15 protein-coding genes are annotated in these 17,022 nt (G+C 69.3%); 8 read left to right on the top strand and 7 right to left on the bottom strand.

Going from position 1 to position 17,022, the window contains the following annotated elements; genetic code table 11:
• Positions 1–85: 85 nt before the first annotated feature.
• Positions 86–1,564 carry a replicative DNA helicase gene (gene dnaB / locus ACF1A5_RS29600; protein ID WP_392195947.1) on the bottom strand — a complete coding sequence of 493 codons (1,479 nt, stop codon included), beginning with the start codon at positions 1,562–1,564 and terminating at the stop codon, positions 86–88.
• A gap of 459 nt (positions 1,565–2,023) precedes the next feature.
• Between dnaB and ACF1A5_RS29605 the strand changes: the two genes are divergently transcribed.
• On the top strand, positions 2,024–3,364 hold the full coding sequence (locus ACF1A5_RS29605; RefSeq protein WP_392195948.1) for an MATE family efflux transporter: 1,341 nt from the start codon (positions 2,024–2,026) through the stop codon (positions 3,362–3,364).
• 145 nt (positions 3,365–3,509) lie between these two features.
• On the opposite strand, the gene rplI is transcribed toward ACF1A5_RS29605, so the two are convergent.
• The 4 genes from rplI to rpsF form a co-directional block, all read right to left on the bottom strand.
• Complete coding sequence (gene rplI / locus ACF1A5_RS29610; RefSeq protein ID WP_392195949.1) at positions 3,510–3,956, bottom strand: 50S ribosomal protein L9; 447 nt, start codon at positions 3,954–3,956, stop codon at positions 3,510–3,512.
• Positions 3,957–3,974: 18 nt separating this feature from the next.
• Positions 3,975–4,211, bottom strand: a complete 237-nt coding sequence (gene rpsR, locus ACF1A5_RS29615; protein WP_003949403.1) for a 30S ribosomal protein S18 — start codon at positions 4,209–4,211, stop codon at positions 3,975–3,977.
• A 57-nt stretch (positions 4,212–4,268) separates the two neighbouring features.
• Positions 4,269–4,859, bottom strand: coding sequence for a single-stranded DNA-binding protein (locus ACF1A5_RS29620; RefSeq protein WP_392195950.1), 591 nt, complete (start codon positions 4,857–4,859; stop codon positions 4,269–4,271).
• A 78-nt stretch (positions 4,860–4,937) separates the two neighbouring features.
• Positions 4,938–5,228, bottom strand: coding sequence for a 30S ribosomal protein S6 (gene rpsF / locus ACF1A5_RS29625; RefSeq protein ID WP_003991486.1), 291 nt, complete (start codon positions 5,226–5,228; stop codon positions 4,938–4,940).
• Between the two features lie 272 nt (positions 5,229–5,500).
• On the opposite strand from rpsF, the gene ACF1A5_RS29630 reads away from it, so the two are divergent.
• From ACF1A5_RS29630 to ACF1A5_RS29640, 3 genes are all read left to right on the top strand, one after another.
• Positions 5,501–5,806: a hypothetical protein gene (locus ACF1A5_RS29630; protein ID WP_392195951.1), complete on the top strand. Its 306-nt coding sequence runs from the start codon at positions 5,501–5,503 to the stop codon at positions 5,804–5,806.
• A gap of 237 nt (positions 5,807–6,043) precedes the next feature.
• Positions 6,044–7,165 (top strand): peptidoglycan bridge formation glycyltransferase FemX, encoded by a 1,122-nt coding sequence (gene femX / locus ACF1A5_RS29635; protein WP_392195952.1) that lies wholly within the window; start codon positions 6,044–6,046, stop codon positions 7,163–7,165.
• Between the two features lie 100 nt (positions 7,166–7,265).
• Entirely contained in the window at positions 7,266–8,297 is a 1,032-nt protein-coding gene (locus tag ACF1A5_RS29640; protein WP_392195953.1) for an alanine racemase, read from the top strand.
• A gap of 93 nt (positions 8,298–8,390) precedes the next feature.
• On the opposite strand, the gene ACF1A5_RS29645 is transcribed toward ACF1A5_RS29640, so the two are convergent.
• Positions 8,391–9,899: a glycosyltransferase family 87 protein gene (locus ACF1A5_RS29645; RefSeq protein WP_392195954.1), complete on the bottom strand. Its 1,509-nt coding sequence runs from the start codon at positions 9,897–9,899 to the stop codon at positions 8,391–8,393.
• A gap of 252 nt (positions 9,900–10,151) precedes the next feature.
• Positions 10,152–12,845, bottom strand: a complete 2,694-nt coding sequence (locus ACF1A5_RS29650) for a transglycosylase domain-containing protein (protein WP_392195955.1) — start codon at positions 12,843–12,845, stop codon at positions 10,152–10,154.
• Positions 12,846–13,197: 352 nt separating this feature from the next.
• On the opposite strand from ACF1A5_RS29650, the gene ACF1A5_RS29655 reads away from it, so the two are divergent.
• From ACF1A5_RS29655 to ACF1A5_RS29670, 4 genes are all read left to right on the top strand, one after another.
• Complete coding sequence (locus tag ACF1A5_RS29655) at positions 13,198–13,881, top strand: helix-turn-helix transcriptional regulator (protein WP_392195956.1); 684 nt, start codon at positions 13,198–13,200, stop codon at positions 13,879–13,881.
• 45 nt (positions 13,882–13,926) lie between these two features.
• Complete coding sequence (locus ACF1A5_RS29660) at positions 13,927–15,009, top strand: inositol-3-phosphate synthase (protein ID WP_392195957.1); 1,083 nt, start codon at positions 13,927–13,929, stop codon at positions 15,007–15,009.
• A gap of 83 nt (positions 15,010–15,092) precedes the next feature.
• Complete coding sequence (locus ACF1A5_RS29665; RefSeq protein ID WP_392195958.1) at positions 15,093–16,355, top strand: MFS transporter; 1,263 nt, start codon at positions 15,093–15,095, stop codon at positions 16,353–16,355.
• A 127-nt stretch (positions 16,356–16,482) separates the two neighbouring features.
• Positions 16,483–16,965, top strand: a complete 483-nt coding sequence (locus ACF1A5_RS29670) for a hypothetical protein (RefSeq protein ID WP_392195959.1) — start codon at positions 16,483–16,485, stop codon at positions 16,963–16,965.
• Positions 16,966–17,022: the final 57 nt, after the last annotated feature.

Raw genomic sequence — 17,022 nt, forward strand, 5'->3', positions numbered from 1 at the left:
GTCGAGTTCATTTCACCGAGCGCGCCGGGACGGCCGCCCCGCCGGACCGCCAAGCCACCGGCACACCAAGGCAGCAGAGTCCCGATCAGGTCTGCGCCATGTCCACGAAGCGCGAGTAGTGGCCCTGGAAGGCGACCGTGATCGTCGCCGTCGGGCCGTTACGGTGCTTGGCGACGATCAGGTCGGCCTCGCCCGCCCGCGGAGACTCCTTCTCGTAGGCGTCCTCGCGGTGCAGCAGGATGACCATGTCGGCGTCCTGCTCGATGGACCCGGACTCACGCAGGTCGGAGACCATCGGCTTCTTGTCGGTGCGCTGCTCGGGACCACGGTTGAGCTGGGAGAGCGCGATGACCGGGATCTCCAGCTCCTTGGCGAGCAGCTTGAGGTTCCGGGACATGTCCGACACCTCCTGCTGCCGGCTCTCGGCGCGCTTGGAGCCGCCGGACTGCATCAGCTGGAGGTAGTCGATGACGACCAGCTTCAGGTCGTTGCGCTGCTTCAGGCGGCGGCACTTGGCGCGGATCTCCATCATCGACAGGTTCGGGGAGTCGTCGATGTAGAGCGGGGCGGCCGAGACGTCGGGCATCCGGCGGGCCAGCCGCGTCCAGTCCTCGTCGGTCATCGTGCCCGAGCGCATGTGGTGCAGGGCGACCCGGGCCTCGGCGGACAGCAGACGCATCGCGATCTCGTTGCGCCCCATCTCGAGGGAGAAGATGACGCTCGGCAGGTTGTTCTTGATCGACGCCGCGCGCGCGAAGTCCAGCGCGAGCGTCGACTTGCCCATCGCGGGACGGGCGGCGATGACGATCATCTGGCCCGGGTGCAGGCCGTTGGTGAGGGAGTCGAAGTCCGTGAATCCGGTGGGCACACCCGTCATCTCGCCGCTGCGCGAGCCGATCGCCTCGATCTCGTCGAGCGCGCCCTCCATGATGTCGCCCAGCGGCAGATAGTCCTCGCTGGTGCGCTGCTCGGTGACCGCGTAGATCTCGGCCTGGGCCCGGTTGACGATCTCGTCGACGTCGTCGTCGGCCGCGTATCCCATCTGCGTGATGCGGGTGCCGGCCTCGACCAGCCGGCGCAGCACGGCACGCTCGTGGACGATCTCCGCGTAGTAAGCGGCGTTCGCCGCGGTCGGGACGGTCTGGACGAGCGAGTGCAGATACGAGGCGCCGCCGACCTTGTTGATCTCGCCGCGCTTGGTCAGCTCGGCGGCGATCGTGATCGGGTCGGCCGGCTCGCCCTTGGCGTAGACGTCGAGGATCGCCTGGTAGATCGTCTCGTGGGCGGGCTTGTAGAAGTCGTGGCCCTTGAGGATCTCGACGACGTCGGCGATGGCGTCCTTGGACAGCAGCATGCCGCCGAGGACGGACTGCTCGGCGTCGAGGTCCTGCGGCGGAACCCGCTCGAAGGAGGAGCCCGCGCCGTCCCACCCGCCGCTGTCCCGGCCCCGGTCGTGCTGCTCGTCGCGCGCGCGGCCGCCCTCGGGGCGCCGGCGGGAGGCGGGCAGACGATCACTGGGTCCGCTCTCGGCCCACGGGTCGTCCAAGGGCTCGGAAATGCTCACCGAGCGACCTCCTCCCGTCCGCCGAGCGGACCTCGCCGTGCCCCTCTTTTCTAGGGCACGGCACTGACAAAACGAGAAGCCAATCTCCGCTTCTGGCGCGTCACTCTGTGACGGTTCGGAGGCCGGCGAACGGAGCGGGCGCCGGTCCACGGTAGGCCCCCGGGCAGCGTCAGCCAATCTGGTTATCCACAGGCCATGTGGACGAGCGCCCGGATGCTGTGGAGAACTCGGGAAAACCTGTGCACGACCCGGTGGACAGCACTGTGAACAAGCCCTCGCCCTCCCCCGAAGCACGCCTCTGAGCTGCCGTTTTGCCATCCACGGGCTGTGCAGAAGAAAAACTTCCCCGGTCGGACCACATTCGCTTCGAACGGTGCGCACAAGCACACACCCCGAGACGTTCAGTAAGGACCTCAGGGACTTTGCATCTCTTACCTGTGGACGATTACATTGATGCCCATGACACAGGCCCCCGCACGCCCCGCCAGCACCCGGCGCGAGCACGACCGGGAGATCGTCGCGCTGGCCGTTCCGGCCTTCGGCGCGCTGGTTGCCGAGCCGCTCTTCGTGCTGGCCGACAGCGCGATCGTCGGCCATCTCGGCACGGCACAGCTCGCCGGACTCGGCGTCGCCTCGGCCCTGCTGACGACGGCCGTCAGCGTCTTCGTCTTCCTCGCCTACGCCACCACCGCCGCCGTCGCCCGTCGCGTGGGCGCCGGAGACCTCCCGGCCGCCATCCGCCAGGGCATGGACGGCATCTGGCTGGCGCTGCTGCTGGGCGCCGCCGTCATCACGGTCACCCTCCCCACCGCTCCCGCCGTCGTGGACCTCTTCGGCGCGTCGCCCACCGCGGCCCCGTACGCGACCACGTATCTGCGCATCTCCGCCCTGGGCATCCCGGCCATGCTCGTCGTGCTCGCGGCCACCGGCGTCCTGCGCGGTCTGCAGGACACCCGGACTCCGCTCTACGTCGCCGTGGGCGGCTTCGTCGCCAACGCCGTCCTCAACGCCGGTCTCGTGTACGGCGCCGGGCTCGGTATCGCGGGCTCCGCCTGGGGGACCGTCACCGCCCAGTGCGGCATGGCCGCGGTCTACCTCACCGTGGTCGTCCGCGGCGCCCGCAAGCACGGTGCCTCACTGCGCCCGGACGTCGCGGGGATCAGGGCCTCCGCCCAGGCCGGCGCCCCTCTGCTGGTCCGCACGCTCTCCCTCAGGGCGATCCTGATGATCGCCACCGCGGTCGCGGCCCGGCTGGGGGACGCGGACATCGCCGCCCACCAGATCGTTCTGTCCCTGTGGAGTCTGCTCGCCTTCGCCCTGGACGCCATCGCGATCGCCGGGCAGGCCATCATCGGACGCTACCTGGGCGCGGAGGACGCCGAGGGCGCCCGGGCGGCCTGCCGTCGCATGGTGCAGTGGGGCATCGCGGTCGGCGCCGCACTGGGGCTGCTGGTGGCCGTGGCCCGTCCGGTGTTCCTGCCGCTGTTCACGGGCGACCCCGCGGTGACGGACACCGCCCTGCCCGCGCTGCTCGTGGTGGCGCTCTCCCAGCCGCTCTGCGGTGTCGTCTTCGTCCTCGACGGGGTCCTGATGGGCGCGAGCGACGGCCCCTACCTGGCGTGGGCCATGCTGCTCACGCTGGCGGTCTTCACCCCGGCCGCGCTGCTGGTGCCCGCGTTCGGCGGAGGCCTGACCGCGCTGTGGGGAGCGATGACCCTGATGATGGCCGTACGGATGCTGACCCTGTGGCTGCGGGCCCGCTCCGGCCGCTGGCTGGTGACGGGCGCGACACGACGCTGAGCGGTTCACCGGAAACGGGGCTGTTTCACGTGAAACACGCGACAGCACGCACCGCATACCGTTTCACGTGAAACACGGCCATGAAGAAGGGCCACACCCCACCGGGTGCGGCCCTTCTCCTGGCTGTTCAAGCCGAACGCAGCGGTCAGCCCGCGACGACCTCGACGTTGACCTTGGCGGCAACCTCGGGGTGCAGACGCACGGACGTCTCGTGGGCGCCCAGGGTCTTGATCGGCGCACCGAGCTCGATGCGGCGCTTGTCGACCTCGGGACCACCGGCGGCCTTGATCGCCGAGGCGACGTCGGCCGGGGTGACGGAACCGAAGAGACGGCCGGCGTCGCCGGAGCGAACGGCCAGACGGACCTTCACACCCTCGAGCTGGGCCTTGATCTGGTTGGCCTGCTCGATGGTCTGGATCTCGTGGATCTTGCGAGCACGACGGATCTGCTCGACGTCCTTCTCGCCACCCTTGGTCCAGCGGATCGCGAACTTCCGCGGGATCAGGTAGTTGCGAGCGTAGCCGTCCTTGACGTCTACGACATCGCCTGCGGCACCGAGGCCGGAGACCTCGTGGGTGAGGATGATCTTCATGATTCGGTCACCCTTCCCTTAGCGCGCGGTGGACGTGTAGGGCAGCAGCGCCATCTCACGGCTGTTCTTGACGGCCGTGGCGACGTCACGCTGGTGCTGCGTGCAGTTGCCGGTCACGCGGCGGGCACGGATCTTGCCGCGGTCGGAAATGAACTTCCGCAGCATGTTCGTGTCCTTGTAGTCCACGTACGTGACCTTGTCCTTGCAGAAAGCGCAGACCTTCTTCTTCGGCTTGCGCACAGGCGGCTTCGCCATGGTGATTCTCCTGTGTGATCAAGAAGTGTGGGTACGGCCCACCCTCGGTCCGGGGACCTAGAAGGGGGGCTCGTCCGAGTAGCCGCCACCGCCGCCGGAGCCGGAGCCGGAGCCGCCGCCCCAGCCGCCGCCACCGCCCTGGTTGCCACCGGCGGGAGCGCCGGTCGCCCACGGGTCGTCGGCCTGGCCGCCGCCCTGCTGACCGCCGCCGGGGCCGCCGCCCCAGCCGCCGCCACCCTGGCCGCCACCGCCGCCGTAACCGCCCTGGCCCTGGCCACCGCGGCCGGTGGTCTTGGTGACCTTGGCCGTGGCGTTGCGCAGGCTGGCGCCGACTTCCTCGACGTCCAGCTCGTAGACCGTGCGCTTGACGCCCTCGCGGTCCTCGTAGGACCGCTGCTTCAGCCGGCCCTGCACGATGACGCGCATGCCTCGCTGGAGCGACTCCGCGACGTTCTCCGCCGCCTGACGCCAGACCGAGCAGGTCAGGAACAGGCTCTCGCCGTCCTTCCACTCGTTCGTCTGGCGGTCGAAGGTGCGGGGCGTGGACGCGACACGGAACTTCGCGACCGCCGCACCGGAGGGGGTGAAGCGCAGCTCGGGGTCGTCGACAAGATTGCCGACGACCGTGATGACGGTCTCGCCTGCCATGGGGGAACCTCTCGGCGGGTGTGCTGCTGGCTGCTTGGTGCTGCTACTCGAATCCCGGGATCAGCTGAGCGGGAGAGCTCAGTGGGTCTCGGGACGGAGGACCTTGGTCCGGAGGACCGACTCGTTCAGGTTCATCTGGCGGTCGAGCTCCTTGACGACCGCAGGCTCGGCCTGCAGGTCGATGACCGAGTAGATGCCCTCGGGCTTCTTCTTGATCTCGTAGGCGAGACGACGACGACCCCAGGTGTCGACCTTCTCGACCTTGCCGCCGCCGTCACGGACGACGGACAGGAAGTTCTCGATCAGCGGAGAGACAGCGCGCTCCTCGACGTCGGGGTCGAGGATGACCATCACCTCGTAGTGACGCATGTGGAACCCACCTCCTTTGGACTCGGCGGCCACGGTCGTTCCGTGGCAGGAGGGTTGTGATGCGTACGCAACGGTATCGGCCGCCACTGACAATCGGAGGCGGCCGACGGAATCGCCAGGCGCCGCGAGGGTGCCCGGACAGAGACCGATGCAGACGTTACAGACTACCCGCACCCCCGCTTCCGGTTGAAATCGGGCCCCGGGACCCGTCAATCTGGACACGACGGGTGTGTAAGGCGCTACGATGCGCCGCCCTTCGCAGGAGGTGCCCGATGGCACAGACGTTGCGACCCAACACCGCCCCCGGCGGTGGACTCCTCTCCACGGACGGCAAGCCCCATCCCGTCCAGGACACCCTGCTCGCGGTGACCCTGGCGCTGGGCCTGACGGCTGTCGTCGCCGCGTGGTTCCCCGGTCTTCATGCGCTGAGTTCCTGGGCCGGCCTGGTGGGCATCCTCACCGGCGCGTACGGCCAGTGGATCTCGGAGACGACACGGGAGCGCTTCGGGCTGATCGTCGGCCTCGGCGCCTCGGCGGTCGGCTTCGGACTCGGCCTGGCCTGGGGCGGGTTCTTCTGACGCCGCACACCCCCCTCCACCACAACATCACGGACACCGTCCGCACGGCATGAGGCGCCGTCCGCCGGATCTCCGGACGGCGCCCCACGCCGGCCCACCGCACGCCCCGGCCGGGCATCGGACCGGGGCGAAGGCACCGTACGGTCATTCGGGCCGCGCGCCGGGCGCAGTAGGCTTCGGCGCGAGAGCCGGAGCCCCTGACCCCATGGGGACACGCCAGCCCGAGGAGCGCCCCGAATGACCCTGATCCTGAGGACCATCAGTCGAGAGCAGCATCTGGCCTACATCCAGAGCCTGCCCGCGGCGAGTCACATGCAGGTCCCGGCCTGGGCGGACGTGAAGGCGGAATGGCGTTCGGAGCACCTCGGCTGGTTCGACGACCGCACCGGCGAGCTGGTCGGGGCGGGTCTCGTGCTGTACCGCCAGCTGCCCAAGATCAAGCGGTACCTCGCCTACCTGCCCGAGGGCCCGGTCATCAACTGGTTCGCGCCGAACCTGGACGACTGGATCCAGCCGATGCTGGCCCATCTCAAGCAGCAGGGCGCCTTCTCCGTGAAGATGGGCCCGCCGGTGATCATCAGGCGCTGGAACGCCGAGTCCATCAAGAGGGGCATCCAGGACCCGGACATCAAGCGCCTGCGCGACCTGGAGGCCGACTTCATCGAGCCCCGCGCCTTCGAGGTCGCCGACAAGCTGCGCCGCATGGGCTGGCAGCAGGGCGAGGACGGCGGCGCCGGCTTCGGCGACGTCCAGCCGCGCTACGTCTTCCAGGTGCCGCTCGCGAACCGCTCCCTGGAAGAGGTGCACAAGAACTTCAACCAGCTCTGGCGGCGCAACATCAAGAAGGCCGAGAAGGCCGGCGTCGAGGTGGTCCAGGGCAGCTACCAGGACCTCGAGGAATGGCAGCGGCTGTACGAGATCACGGCCGTGCGCGACCACTTCCGGCCCCGCCCGCTGTCGTACTTCCAGCGCATGTGGACGGCCCTCAACTCCGAGGACCCCAACCGGATGCGGCTGTACTTCGCCCGGCACAATGGGGTGAACCTGGCCGCGGCGACCATGCTGATCGTCGGCGGCCACGTCTGGTACTCCTACGGTGCCTCCGACAACATCGGCCGCGAGGTCCGGCCCTCGAACGCCATGCAGTGGCGGATGCTGCGCGACGCCTACGCGCTCGGCGCCACCGTCTACGACCTGCGCGGCATCTCCGACTCGCTGGACGAGACCGACCACCTCTTCGGTCTGATCCAGTTCAAGGTGGGCACCGGCGGACAGGCCGCCGAGTACCTCGGCGAGTGGGACTTCCCCCTGAACAAGCTGCTCCACAAGGCGCTCGACATCTACATGTCCCGGCGCTGAGCCCCCGTCCCCCGTCCCCTCTTCACCACAGCTGACCACCGCAGCAGACCACCGCAGCAGACCACCGCAGCCACCAGAAGGAAAGGTTCCAGGTCCGGCCATGGCGCTCACGCTCTACGTCGACACCGCGCGCTGGCGGGCGCACCACAAGCACGTGCAGGAGCAGTTCCCGGGCCTCGTCCCGGTCTGCAAGGGCAACGGCTACGGCTTCGGGCACGAGCGCCTGGCGGAGGAGGCCACACGGCTGGGCGCGGACGTCCTCGCCGTCGGCACGACGTACGAGGCCGCCCGGATCAAGGACTTCTTCGGCGGCGACCTACTGGTGCTGACGCCGTACCGGCGCGGTGAGGAGCCGGTGCCGCTGCCCGACCGGGTGATCCGGTCGGTGTCCTCGGTCGACGGGGTGTACGGCCTCGTCGGCGCCCGTGTCGTCATCGAGGTGATGTCCTCGATGAAGCGGCACGGCATCAGCGAGCAGGACCTGCCCCAGCTGCACGCCGCCATCGAGAACGTCCGGCTGGAGGGCTTCGCCATCCATCTGCCGCTGGACCGCACCGACGGCTCGGACGCCGTCGAGGAGGTCATCGGCTGGATGGACCGGCTGCGCGCGGCCCGGCTGCCGCTGCACACGATGTTCGTCAGCCACCTCAAGGCCGACGAACTGGCCCGGCTCCAGCAGCAGTTCCCGCAGACCCGTTTCCGGGCCCGGATCGGCACCCGGCTCTGGCTGGGGGACCACGACGCCACCGAGTACCGCGGCGCGGTCCTGGACGTCACACGCGTGACCAAGGGCGACCGCTTCGGCTACCGGCAGCAGAAGGCCGCCTCCGACGGCTATCTGGTGGTCGTGGCGGGCGGTACGTCGCACGGTGTGGGCCTGGAGGCCCCGAAGGCGCTGCACGGCGTCATGCCGCGCGCCAAGGGCGTCGCCCGCGCCGGCCTCGCCACGGTCAACCGGAACCTCTCACCGTTCGTCTGGGGCGGCAAGCAGCGCTGGTTCGCGGAGCCGCCGCACATGCAGGTCTCGATCCTGTTCGTGCCCATGGACGCCCCGGAGCCGAAGGTCGGCGACGAGCTGGTGGCCCATCTGCGGCACACCACCACGCAGTTCGACCGGCTCATGGACCGCTGAGGTCCCATCCGCACGAAAGGCCGTACCCGGAACGCCCGGTGTACGGCCTTTCGCATGCGGCCGGGGCTGTGGGGGCCTTCGCCCCCTGTTCGCTCAGAGCGAACCTTCTCCGGGGGAGGCGACGGCCCGGGCGCCCCACTCCACCTGGGGCCCGGCGAAGTGGGCAGCGTGGCGCCGCGGACGGGCCGCCGTGCCGAGCACGAAGACGTCCTCCGCGCCGTCGAGCACACCGCCCGAGGGGTCGTCGTCCCCGGCCCGGCGCACCACGTCCCGCTCCGGCATGAGGATGTCCCGCACCACGACGACGCACAGGTACAGCGTTCCCAGCAGGTGCACGCCGATGGCCCAGTGGTAGCCGTCGGTCGGCAGCCCCTTGTGGGCGTCCCCGCTGGTCGTGTACGCGAGGTACATCCAGATCCCCAGGAAGTACGCCACCTCGCACGCCTGCCAGACCAGGAAGTCCCGCCACCGGGGCCGGGCCAGCGCGGCCAGCGGCACCAGCCACAGGACGTACTGGGGCGAGTAGACCTTGTTGGTGAGGATGAAGGCCGCGACGATCAGGAAGGCCAGCTGGGCGAAGCGGGGCCGGCGCGGGGCGGTCAGGGCGAGGGCCGCGATACCGACGCAGCTCAGCAGCATCAGCAGAGTGGCGAGGGTGTTGACGGTGTCGGTGCTGAGCGGGCTGCTGGAGTTCTGGGCGAGGATCAGCCAGAAGGAACCGAAGTCGACACCGCGCTCCTGGCTGAACCGGTAGAACTTCGACCATCCCTCGAAGGCGAACAGCATCACGGGGAGGTTCACCACCAGCCAGGCCACGGCGGCGCCGGCGAACGCCCGGCCGAACTCCCGCCACCTGCCCGCGCGCCAGCACAGCATCAGCAGCGGGCCGAGCAGGAAGACCGGATACAGCTTGGCGGCCGTGGCGAGCCCGAGCAGGACGCCGAAGGCGAGGGACCGGCCGCGGGACCACATCAGCATCGCCGCGGCCGTCAGGGCGACCGCCAGCAGGTCCCAGTTGATGGTGGCGGTCAGGGCGAAGGCGGGCGCCAGCGCGACCAGCAGACCGTCCCAGGGCCTGCGCGCGTGGGTCCGGCTGACGCAGACGGCGATCACGGCCGCGCAGGCCATCAGCATCCCCGCGTTCACCATCCAGTACCACTGCTCCTGGTGCTGGATGCTGCCGCTGCCGGGCGTGAGCCAGGCGGCCACCTCCATGAACACGCCGGTCAGCACCGGGTATTCGAGGTAGTCCATGTCGCCGGGGAGCTTGTCGAAGTACGGCACGAGCCCTTCGGCGAACCCGCGCCCCTGGTAGAGGTGCGGGATGTCGGAGTAGCAGGCCTTGGTGTACTGCGAGCCGGCTCCGAAGAACCAGGCGCCGTTGTAGCAGGGCGCCTTCTGGACCAGGCCGAGGGCGAACATGCCGATCGCCACGAGCGCCACGACCCGTACCGGGGTCCACCAGGACGTCCCGAGCAGGGCGAGCCGTCCGACGGGTCCGCCGATCAGCTCGCTGCCGGCCGCGGCGACCGGGTCCTCCACGGTCGGCCGCACCGGGTCGGTCTCGGGCACGCTCGCTTGCGTCGATTCAGCACCGGTCATGCCGCACATCCTGCCGTACGCGCCTGAGCGGGACGCCGCGCACACCGTTCTCCGCGGCCGCCCGGCAGGGAAACCCGGAACCCGGCGCGGAACAGCGGCACGGAACGGCACGAAGCCTCGGCACGAAACCCGGACGAGGAACCACGGCGCGGAAAAGGGCAGGGCCCCCGGATCGGTTCCGGGGGCCCTGCCCTGTCGTGCCGGCGCGGGTGCCGCGCCACGGTGGCCGGCCGGGGGACCGGCCGGCCGGGGTCAGCCCGTACTGCCTCCGAAGAAGCCGCCGTTGCCGTTGCCCCGGGTGCTGCTCGTGGTGCTCGTGTCCGTGATCGTCGGCGTCGGACTGGTGCCGCCGTCGGTGGTACCGCCGTTGCCGTTCTGTCCGCCGTTGTTGCTGCAGCCGAAGAAGCCACAGCTGTCGCTCGGCGAGGGACTCGGGCTGGTCTGGGTCTCGCTGGGCGTGGGCGACGGGCTCGAGCTCGTCTCCTGGTCCTGGCTCTGCGTGACCGACGGGGTCGGGGTCGGGCTGGGCTGGGCGTTGACGACCTCGCCGATGGGCTCGGGCGCCTGGAACGGAATCGCCGGCTGGCCCTTGAGCGCCTCGGCCATGTAGTCGTGCCAGATCTGGGCCGGGAACGAGGCACCGTGGATCTTCTTCTGCCCACCCGTTCCGTACATCTTCAGAAACGTGCGCGATTTGTTCTCCGCGTTGTCGTCCATCCGGAACATGCTGATCGCGGTGGACAGCTGCGGGGTGTAGCCCACGAACCAGGCGGACTTGTTGCCGTCGGTGGTGCCGGTCTTGCCGGCCACGTCACGGCCGGGCAGCTGGGCGTTGGTACCCGTGCCCTTCTCGACCACGGTCTTCAGCACGTCTGTGACGTTGTCGGCGACCTTGGAGGTGAAGGCCTGCTTGGTCTTGGCCTCGTGCTTGTAGCGCGTCCCGTCCTTGTCCTTGACCTCCTTGACCGAGAACGGCTCGTTCTGCTTGCCGCTGGCCGCGAAGGTCGCGTACGCCCCCGCCATGCGGATCGCGCTCGGGTCGGAGATGCCGATGGAGAAGGAGGGGTAGTTGGTACCGGCCAGGCTGTTCGACTTCAGGCCCGCGTCGATGGCCGACTCCTTGACCTTGTCCAGGCCGATGTCCATGCCGAGCTGCACGAAGGCGGAGTTCACCGACTCCCGCATCGCCTCACGCAGGTCGATCTGGTACTGGGGCGGGGTGCCGTAGGACTGGTTGCCGTCGTTCGTCTGCAGCCACTCCTCGCCCTTCTCGTTCTTCCAGACGTCGCCCCGATAGTCCTTGATCTTGAGCTTGTTCTGGCCGCTGAACAGGCTCTTCGGGGAGACCTGCGTGCGCTCGTCCTGTGGCTGGTCCTCCAGGCCGTCGGGGTTGCGCACCCCCCACTTCATGGCCGCGGCCAGCACGAACGGCTTGAAGGTCGAGCCCACCTGGGCACCGGTGGCGTCGGCGTTGTCGGTGAAGTGCTTGGTGGCGTCCTCACCGCCGTAGATGGCCGCGATGGCGCCCGTCCTCGGGTCCACCGAGGCGCCGCCGAACTGGACGTGGGTGTCGGTGTCCGGACGCAGCTTGGGCTTGATGTTGCTCTTCTGGACCTTCTCCACCGCGGTCTTGAGGGCGTTGACCTTCTTCTTGTCGAAGGTCGTGTAGATCCGGTACCCGCCCCGCTGCAGCTCGCTGGCGGAGATGTCGGTGTTGTTGATGATGTAGGCCTTGGCCAGGTCGACCAGATAGCCGGTCTGGCCGCTCAGCCGGGTGTTCGACCGCGGGTTCTGCACCTTGGGGAGCTTGGTGTACTTCGCCCGCTCCGTGGCGCTCAGATGCCCGTACTCGACCATCTTCTCGAGCGTGTCCTGCATCTGGCTCAGCGCGCGCTTGCTGTTGGCCTGCTCGGTGGCGGCCGGGTCGATGGAGGTCGCGCCCGCCGGGTCGTAGTACGTGGCGCCCTTGAGCGTCGCGGCCAGGAAGGCGCACTCGCCCGGGTTCAGCCTGATGGCGTCCTTGTTGAAGTACGCGCGCGCCGCCGCCTGGATGCCGTAGGCGCCGCGGCCGTAGTACGCCGAGTTCAGGTAGCCGGCCAGGATCTCCTTCTTGGGGACCGTGGCGCCCACCTTGATGGAGATGAAGATCTCCTTGAACTTGCGGGTGATCGTCTGCGACTGGTCGTCCAGCCGCGCGTTCTTCACGTACTGCTGGGTGATGGTGGAGCCACCCTGTGTCTGACCGCCCCGGGCCATGTTCAGCACGGCGCGGGCGATGCCCTTGGGGTCGACGCCGCTGTCGCTGTAGAAGGTCTTGTTCTCCTGGGAGATGACCGCGTTCTGCATCGCCTCCGGAATCTCCGAGAGGTTGACGATCTGGCGGTTCGTCTCACCACCGGTCGCGACCATCTGGGTCTTGTCGGACCAGTAGTAGACGTTGTTCTGCGCCTCGGCGGTGTCCGCGACGTTGGGCACGCTCACCATGGCGTACCCGATGCCCGCGACCGCCACCAGACTCCCGACGAGGCCGATGAACAGGCCGGTCACGAGCTTCCAGGACGGCATCCAGCGACGCCATCCGTACTTGCCCGCGCGCGGGTAGTCGATCATCCGCTTGGCGGCGGGAGGGGCGCTGCGGCCCCTGCCGCGGCCGGGGCCGGCCGGCTCGGGCGCGCGGCGGCGGCCGCCGCCTCTCTGCGCCGCGCGCCTGGCCTCGGCACGGCTGCCGTACACGCGGCCCTCATCCCCCATGCCATGGGGCCCCGCGCCCTGGGAACCCCCGTAGGGACTGGATCCATGGGAACTGGACCCATAGGAGTCGGCGGGAGATCCGGTGGCGCCTCGCGGTGCCGCGCGGCGGCCGGAGGGCGAACCGGACTGACCGCGTCGGGCCGCGGCACGTCCGCCTTCCTGCGGCTGCGGCGGTTTGCGACGGTGCTCGCTCATCGAACGATTACTCCTCGGGCAGGCGCACCCTTGCGCGCCTGGAAACGGCGGCTGGTTTCCGGTCCCCCCGAAGTACGGATGTGGTCGGTTGCGCATTCACCCGTACTGCACCGAGGACGAGGACGTCCCCAGGAGTCTCTCGGTTCCCGGTGGTGTGCATGGCGCACAGACTACGCATCGCCAAAACCCCCCGAGCCGCCGAGTTCACCCCAAATCAGGCAACTCGCCTGCAACGAAACGGTGATGTGATCCCGTTCACCATGTGCCCTCTTGTCGCATCCGGACGGCCGTTCTATCGTCGTGATGTATCGAGTCGATACATCAGCGCGAGATAAGGACGAGAGGGGCGACGATGAGCCGACGTTCCGGCATCCTCGAGTTCGCCGTGCTCGGCCTGCTCCGCGAGTCTCCGATGCACGGCTACGAGCTGCGCAAACGCCTCAACACGTCACTGGGTGTGTTCCGTGCCTTCAGTTACGGGACGCTCTACCCCTGCCTCAAGACGCTCGTCGCAAACGGCTGGTTGATCGAGGAACCGGGCAGCACCCACGAGGACGCCCTGGCCGCTCCCCTCACAGGGCGCCGCGCCAAGATCGTCTACCGGCTGACGGCGGAAGGTAAGGAGCACTTCGAGGAGCTGCTCTCGCAGACCGGCCCCGACGCGTACGAGGACGAACACTTCGCCGCCCGCTTCGCCTTCTTCGGGCAGACGTCGCGCGACGTGCGCATGCGCGTACTGGAGGGCCGCCGCAGCCGGCTGGAGGAGCGCCTGGAGAAGATGCGCGCTTCCCTGGCGCGCACCCGGGAGCGCCTCGACGACTACACCCTCGAGCTCCAGCGCCACGGGATGGAGTCCGTGGAGCGCGAAGTGCGCTGGCTGAACGAGCTCATCGAGAGCGAGCGGGCCGGACGGGACCTGAAGGGTTCCGGCCCCGGGGGATCCGCTCAGCAGGACACCACATCTGGAGCGACGGGCGGCCTGCCCCGGTCCGGGGAGTCGCCCCGGCCGGATACGCCCGACGACACCGCCACGTGAGGTCCCGACGGGACCTCACCGAGTACACACAGGGAGCAACCGCCAATGGGTTCGGTTCGCGTAGCCATCGTCGGCGTGGGCAACTGCGCCGCGTCGCTGGTGCAGGGCGTCGAGTACTACAAGGACGCCGACCCGGCGTCCAAGGTCCCGGGCCTCATGCACGTGCAGTTCGGCGAGTACCACGTGCGTGACGTCGAGTTCGTCGCCGCCTTCGACGTCGACGCGAAGAAGGTCGGCCTCGACCTCGCGGACGCCATCGGCGCCTCCGAGAACAACACCATCAAGATCTGCGACGTGCCGAACACCGGCGTGACCGTCCAGCGCGGTCACACCCTCGACGGCCTCGGCAAGTACTACCGCCTCACGATCGAGGAGTCCGCCGAGGAGCCGGTCGACGTCGTCCAGGTCCTCAAGGACAAGCAGGTCGACGTCCTCGTCTGCTACCTGCCCGTGGGTTCCGAGGACGCGGCGAAGTTCTACGCGCAGTGCGCCATCGACGCCAAGGTCGCCTTCGTCAACGCCCTCCCGGTCTTCATCGCCGGCACCAAGGAGTGGGCGGACAAGTTCACGGAGGCGGGCGTCCCGATCGTCGGGGACGACATCAAGTCCCAGGTCGGCGCCACCATCACGCACCGCGTCATGGCGAAGCTGTTCGAGGACCGCGGTGTCATCCTGGACCGCACGATGCAGCTGAACGTCGGCGGCAACATGGACTTCAAGAACATGCTCGAGCGCGAGCGCCTGGAGTCCAAGAAGATCTCCAAGACGCAGGCCGTCACCTCCCAGATCCCCGACCGGGAGCTCGGCGAGAAGAACGTCCACATCGGCCCGTCCGACTACGTGGCCTGGCTGGACGACCGCAAGTGGGCCTACGTCCGCCTCGAGGGCCGCGCCTTCGGCGACGTCCCGCTGAACCTCGAGTACAAGCTCGAGGTGTGGGACTCCCCGAACTCCGCAGGCGTCATCATCGACGCGCTGCGCGCCGCGAAGATCGCCAAGGACCGCGGCATCGGCGGCCCGATCCTGTCGGCGTCCTCGTACTTCATGAAGTCCCCGCCGGTCCAGTACTTCGACGACGAGGCCCGGGAGAACGTGGAGAAGTTCATCCGCGGCGAGGTCGAGCGCTGAACACGCTCGTGATCACGGGTCCTTGAGGGCCCCCGGGGGGATCATCCCCCCGGGGGCCCTTCCCGTATGTGAGGCTGTGCCCCATGCCCGTCGTCCGTGACCTGCGCGTCCTGCTGCGTTTCCGGGACTTCCGGCGTCTGCTGTCCGTGCGGCTGCTCTCCCAGGGCGCCGACGGCGTGTACGAGACCGCGCTCGCCACCTACGTCGTCTTCTCCCCGGAGCGGCAGACCTCGGCCGCCGCGGTCGCCTCCGCCATGGCGGTACTGCTGCTGCCGTACTCCCTGGTGGGCCCGTTCGCCGGAGCCCTGCTGGACCGCTGGCGGCGCCGCCAGGTGCTCCTCTACGGCAACCTGACCCGCGCGGCGATGGCCACGGTGACGGCGGTGCTGATGGTCGCCGCCGTCCCGGACTGGCTGTTCTACGTCTCCGCCCTGTGCGTGACCGGCGTCAACCGCTTCGTCCTGTCGGACCTGTCCGCGGCGCTGCCCCGCGTGGTCGACGGGGAGCGCCTGGTGATCGCGAACTCCCTGTCCCCGACCGCCGGGTCACTGGCCGCCTTCGCGGGCGGCGGGCTCGCCTTCTCGGTCCGCCTGGTGGCCGAGGACTCCGACGCGGCCGTGGTGCTGCTGGGCGCCGCGCTGTACCTGTGCGCCGCCCTGGTGTCGCTGCTCATGGCGCCGGAGCTGCTGGGCCCCGACCAGGAGCTGATCCAGCCCCGGCTTGGCGTGGCGCTTCGGGGCACCGCGCGCGACCTGGCGGCGGGCGTGCGGCACCTCGCGGCCCCGCCGCGCCGGGAGGCCGCCTGGGCGCTGGCCTCGATGACGCTGATGCGGTTCTGCTACGGCGCGCTGACCGTCATGGTGCTGATGCTGTGCCGGTACGGGCTGACCTCCCACCCGCAGGAGGGGCTGCGCCTGCTGGGCCTGGCGCTGGGCGCCTCGGGCGCCGGGTTCTTCGCGGCGGCGCTCGTCACTCCGTGGGAAGCGGGACGGCTCGGCCCCGCCCGCTGGATCGTCGTGTGCGCGGCGGCCGCGGCGGTCCTGGAGCCGGCGCTCGGCCTGCCCTTCGCCGTCGGGCCGCTGCTGGTGGCGGCGTTCGTGCTGGGACTGACCACCCAGGGGGCGAAGATCGCCACGGACACGGTCGTGCAGTCCACGGTCGAGGACGGCTTCCGCGGCCGCATCTTCTCCGTCTACGACGTGCTGTACAACGTCTCCTTCGTCGGCGCCGCCGGCGTCGCCGCGCTGATGCTCCCGCCGGACGGGCGATCGGCCGCACTGGTGATCACGATCGGCGTGATCTACGGCGCGGTTGCGGCCGCTATGGCCCGCTTTGAGCGCTGGTAAGTGTCACATCAGAGCTACAGAGTCCGCCTCGGCTGCCGCGCTGTCAGTGGGGACCGGTAATTTACGTGCGTCTTATTCGCGCCATGTCCGCGTCAGCGGCGCCGCCTACTTTCCAGGGGGACCCCAAGTGACCGTTCCACCGCCTGCCCAGGGCCAGAACCCGTACGCCCAGGCGCCCACGGGGCAGCCGGCCACTCCGGGTGCACCGCAGCAGCCGTACGCTCCGTTCCCGCAGCAGCAGGGCGCTCCGGTACCCCCGCCGCCGCCCTCGGTCGGCAAGCGTGCGGGCAAGAAGGCGCTGCGCATCGTCGGGCTGATCGTCGTCGCCGTCATCATCGGCATCATCAAGTTCGGCGCGGGCTGGTTCCTCACCCGCGACGACGCGGAGACCACGTCAGTGGGCTCGTGCATGCACAACGACGGCTCGTACTCCAAGCCCGACCTCCAGGATGTCGACTGCTCGTCCAGCGGCGCCCAGTACAAGGTCGTCCAGAAGTTCGACGGTTCCACCGACGAGTCCCAGTGCAAGACGGTCACGGACTCGACGATCTACTACGTGCAGTCGGGCGGCGGCCACAACGTGGTGCTCTGCCTGAAGGAGACCAAGTAACACCTCGGTCCCCATGACGAAGGGGCGATGTTTCACGTGAAACATCGCCCCTTCGGG

Origin of the sequence: Streptomyces sp. NPDC014864 (assembly GCF_043081525.1) — a bacterium.
Classification (GTDB): domain Bacteria; phylum Actinomycetota; class Actinomycetes; order Streptomycetales; family Streptomycetaceae; genus Streptomyces.

Coding starts and splice junctions, on each gene's coding strand:
- ACF1A5_RS29605 (WP_392195948.1), top strand. CDS start 2,024: ATGACACAGGCCCCCGCACGCCCCGCCAGCACCCGGCGCGAGCACGAC.
- rplI (WP_392195949.1), bottom strand. CDS start 3,956: ATGAAGATCATCCTCACCCACGAGGTCTCCGGCCTCGGTGCCGCAGGC.
- rpsR (WP_003949403.1), bottom strand. CDS start 4,211: ATGGCGAAGCCGCCTGTGCGCAAGCCGAAGAAGAAGGTCTGCGCTTTC.
- ACF1A5_RS29620 (WP_392195950.1), bottom strand. CDS start 4,859: ATGGCAGGCGAGACCGTCATCACGGTCGTCGGCAATCTTGTCGACGAC.
- rpsF (WP_003991486.1), bottom strand. CDS start 5,228: ATGCGTCACTACGAGGTGATGGTCATCCTCGACCCCGACGTCGAGGAG.
- ACF1A5_RS29630 (WP_392195951.1), top strand. CDS start 5,501: ATGGCACAGACGTTGCGACCCAACACCGCCCCCGGCGGTGGACTCCTC.
- femX (WP_392195952.1), top strand. CDS start 6,044: ATGACCCTGATCCTGAGGACCATCAGTCGAGAGCAGCATCTGGCCTAC.
- ACF1A5_RS29640 (WP_392195953.1), top strand. CDS start 7,266: ATGGCGCTCACGCTCTACGTCGACACCGCGCGCTGGCGGGCGCACCAC.
- ACF1A5_RS29645 (WP_392195954.1), bottom strand. CDS start 9,899: ATGACCGGTGCTGAATCGACGCAAGCGAGCGTGCCCGAGACCGACCCG.
- ACF1A5_RS29650 (WP_392195955.1), bottom strand. CDS start 12,845: ATGAGCGAGCACCGTCGCAAACCGCCGCAGCCGCAGGAAGGCGGACGT.
- ACF1A5_RS29655 (WP_392195956.1), top strand. CDS start 13,198: ATGAGCCGACGTTCCGGCATCCTCGAGTTCGCCGTGCTCGGCCTGCTC.
- ACF1A5_RS29660 (WP_392195957.1), top strand. CDS start 13,927: ATGGGTTCGGTTCGCGTAGCCATCGTCGGCGTGGGCAACTGCGCCGCG.
- ACF1A5_RS29665 (WP_392195958.1), top strand. CDS start 15,093: ATGCCCGTCGTCCGTGACCTGCGCGTCCTGCTGCGTTTCCGGGACTTC.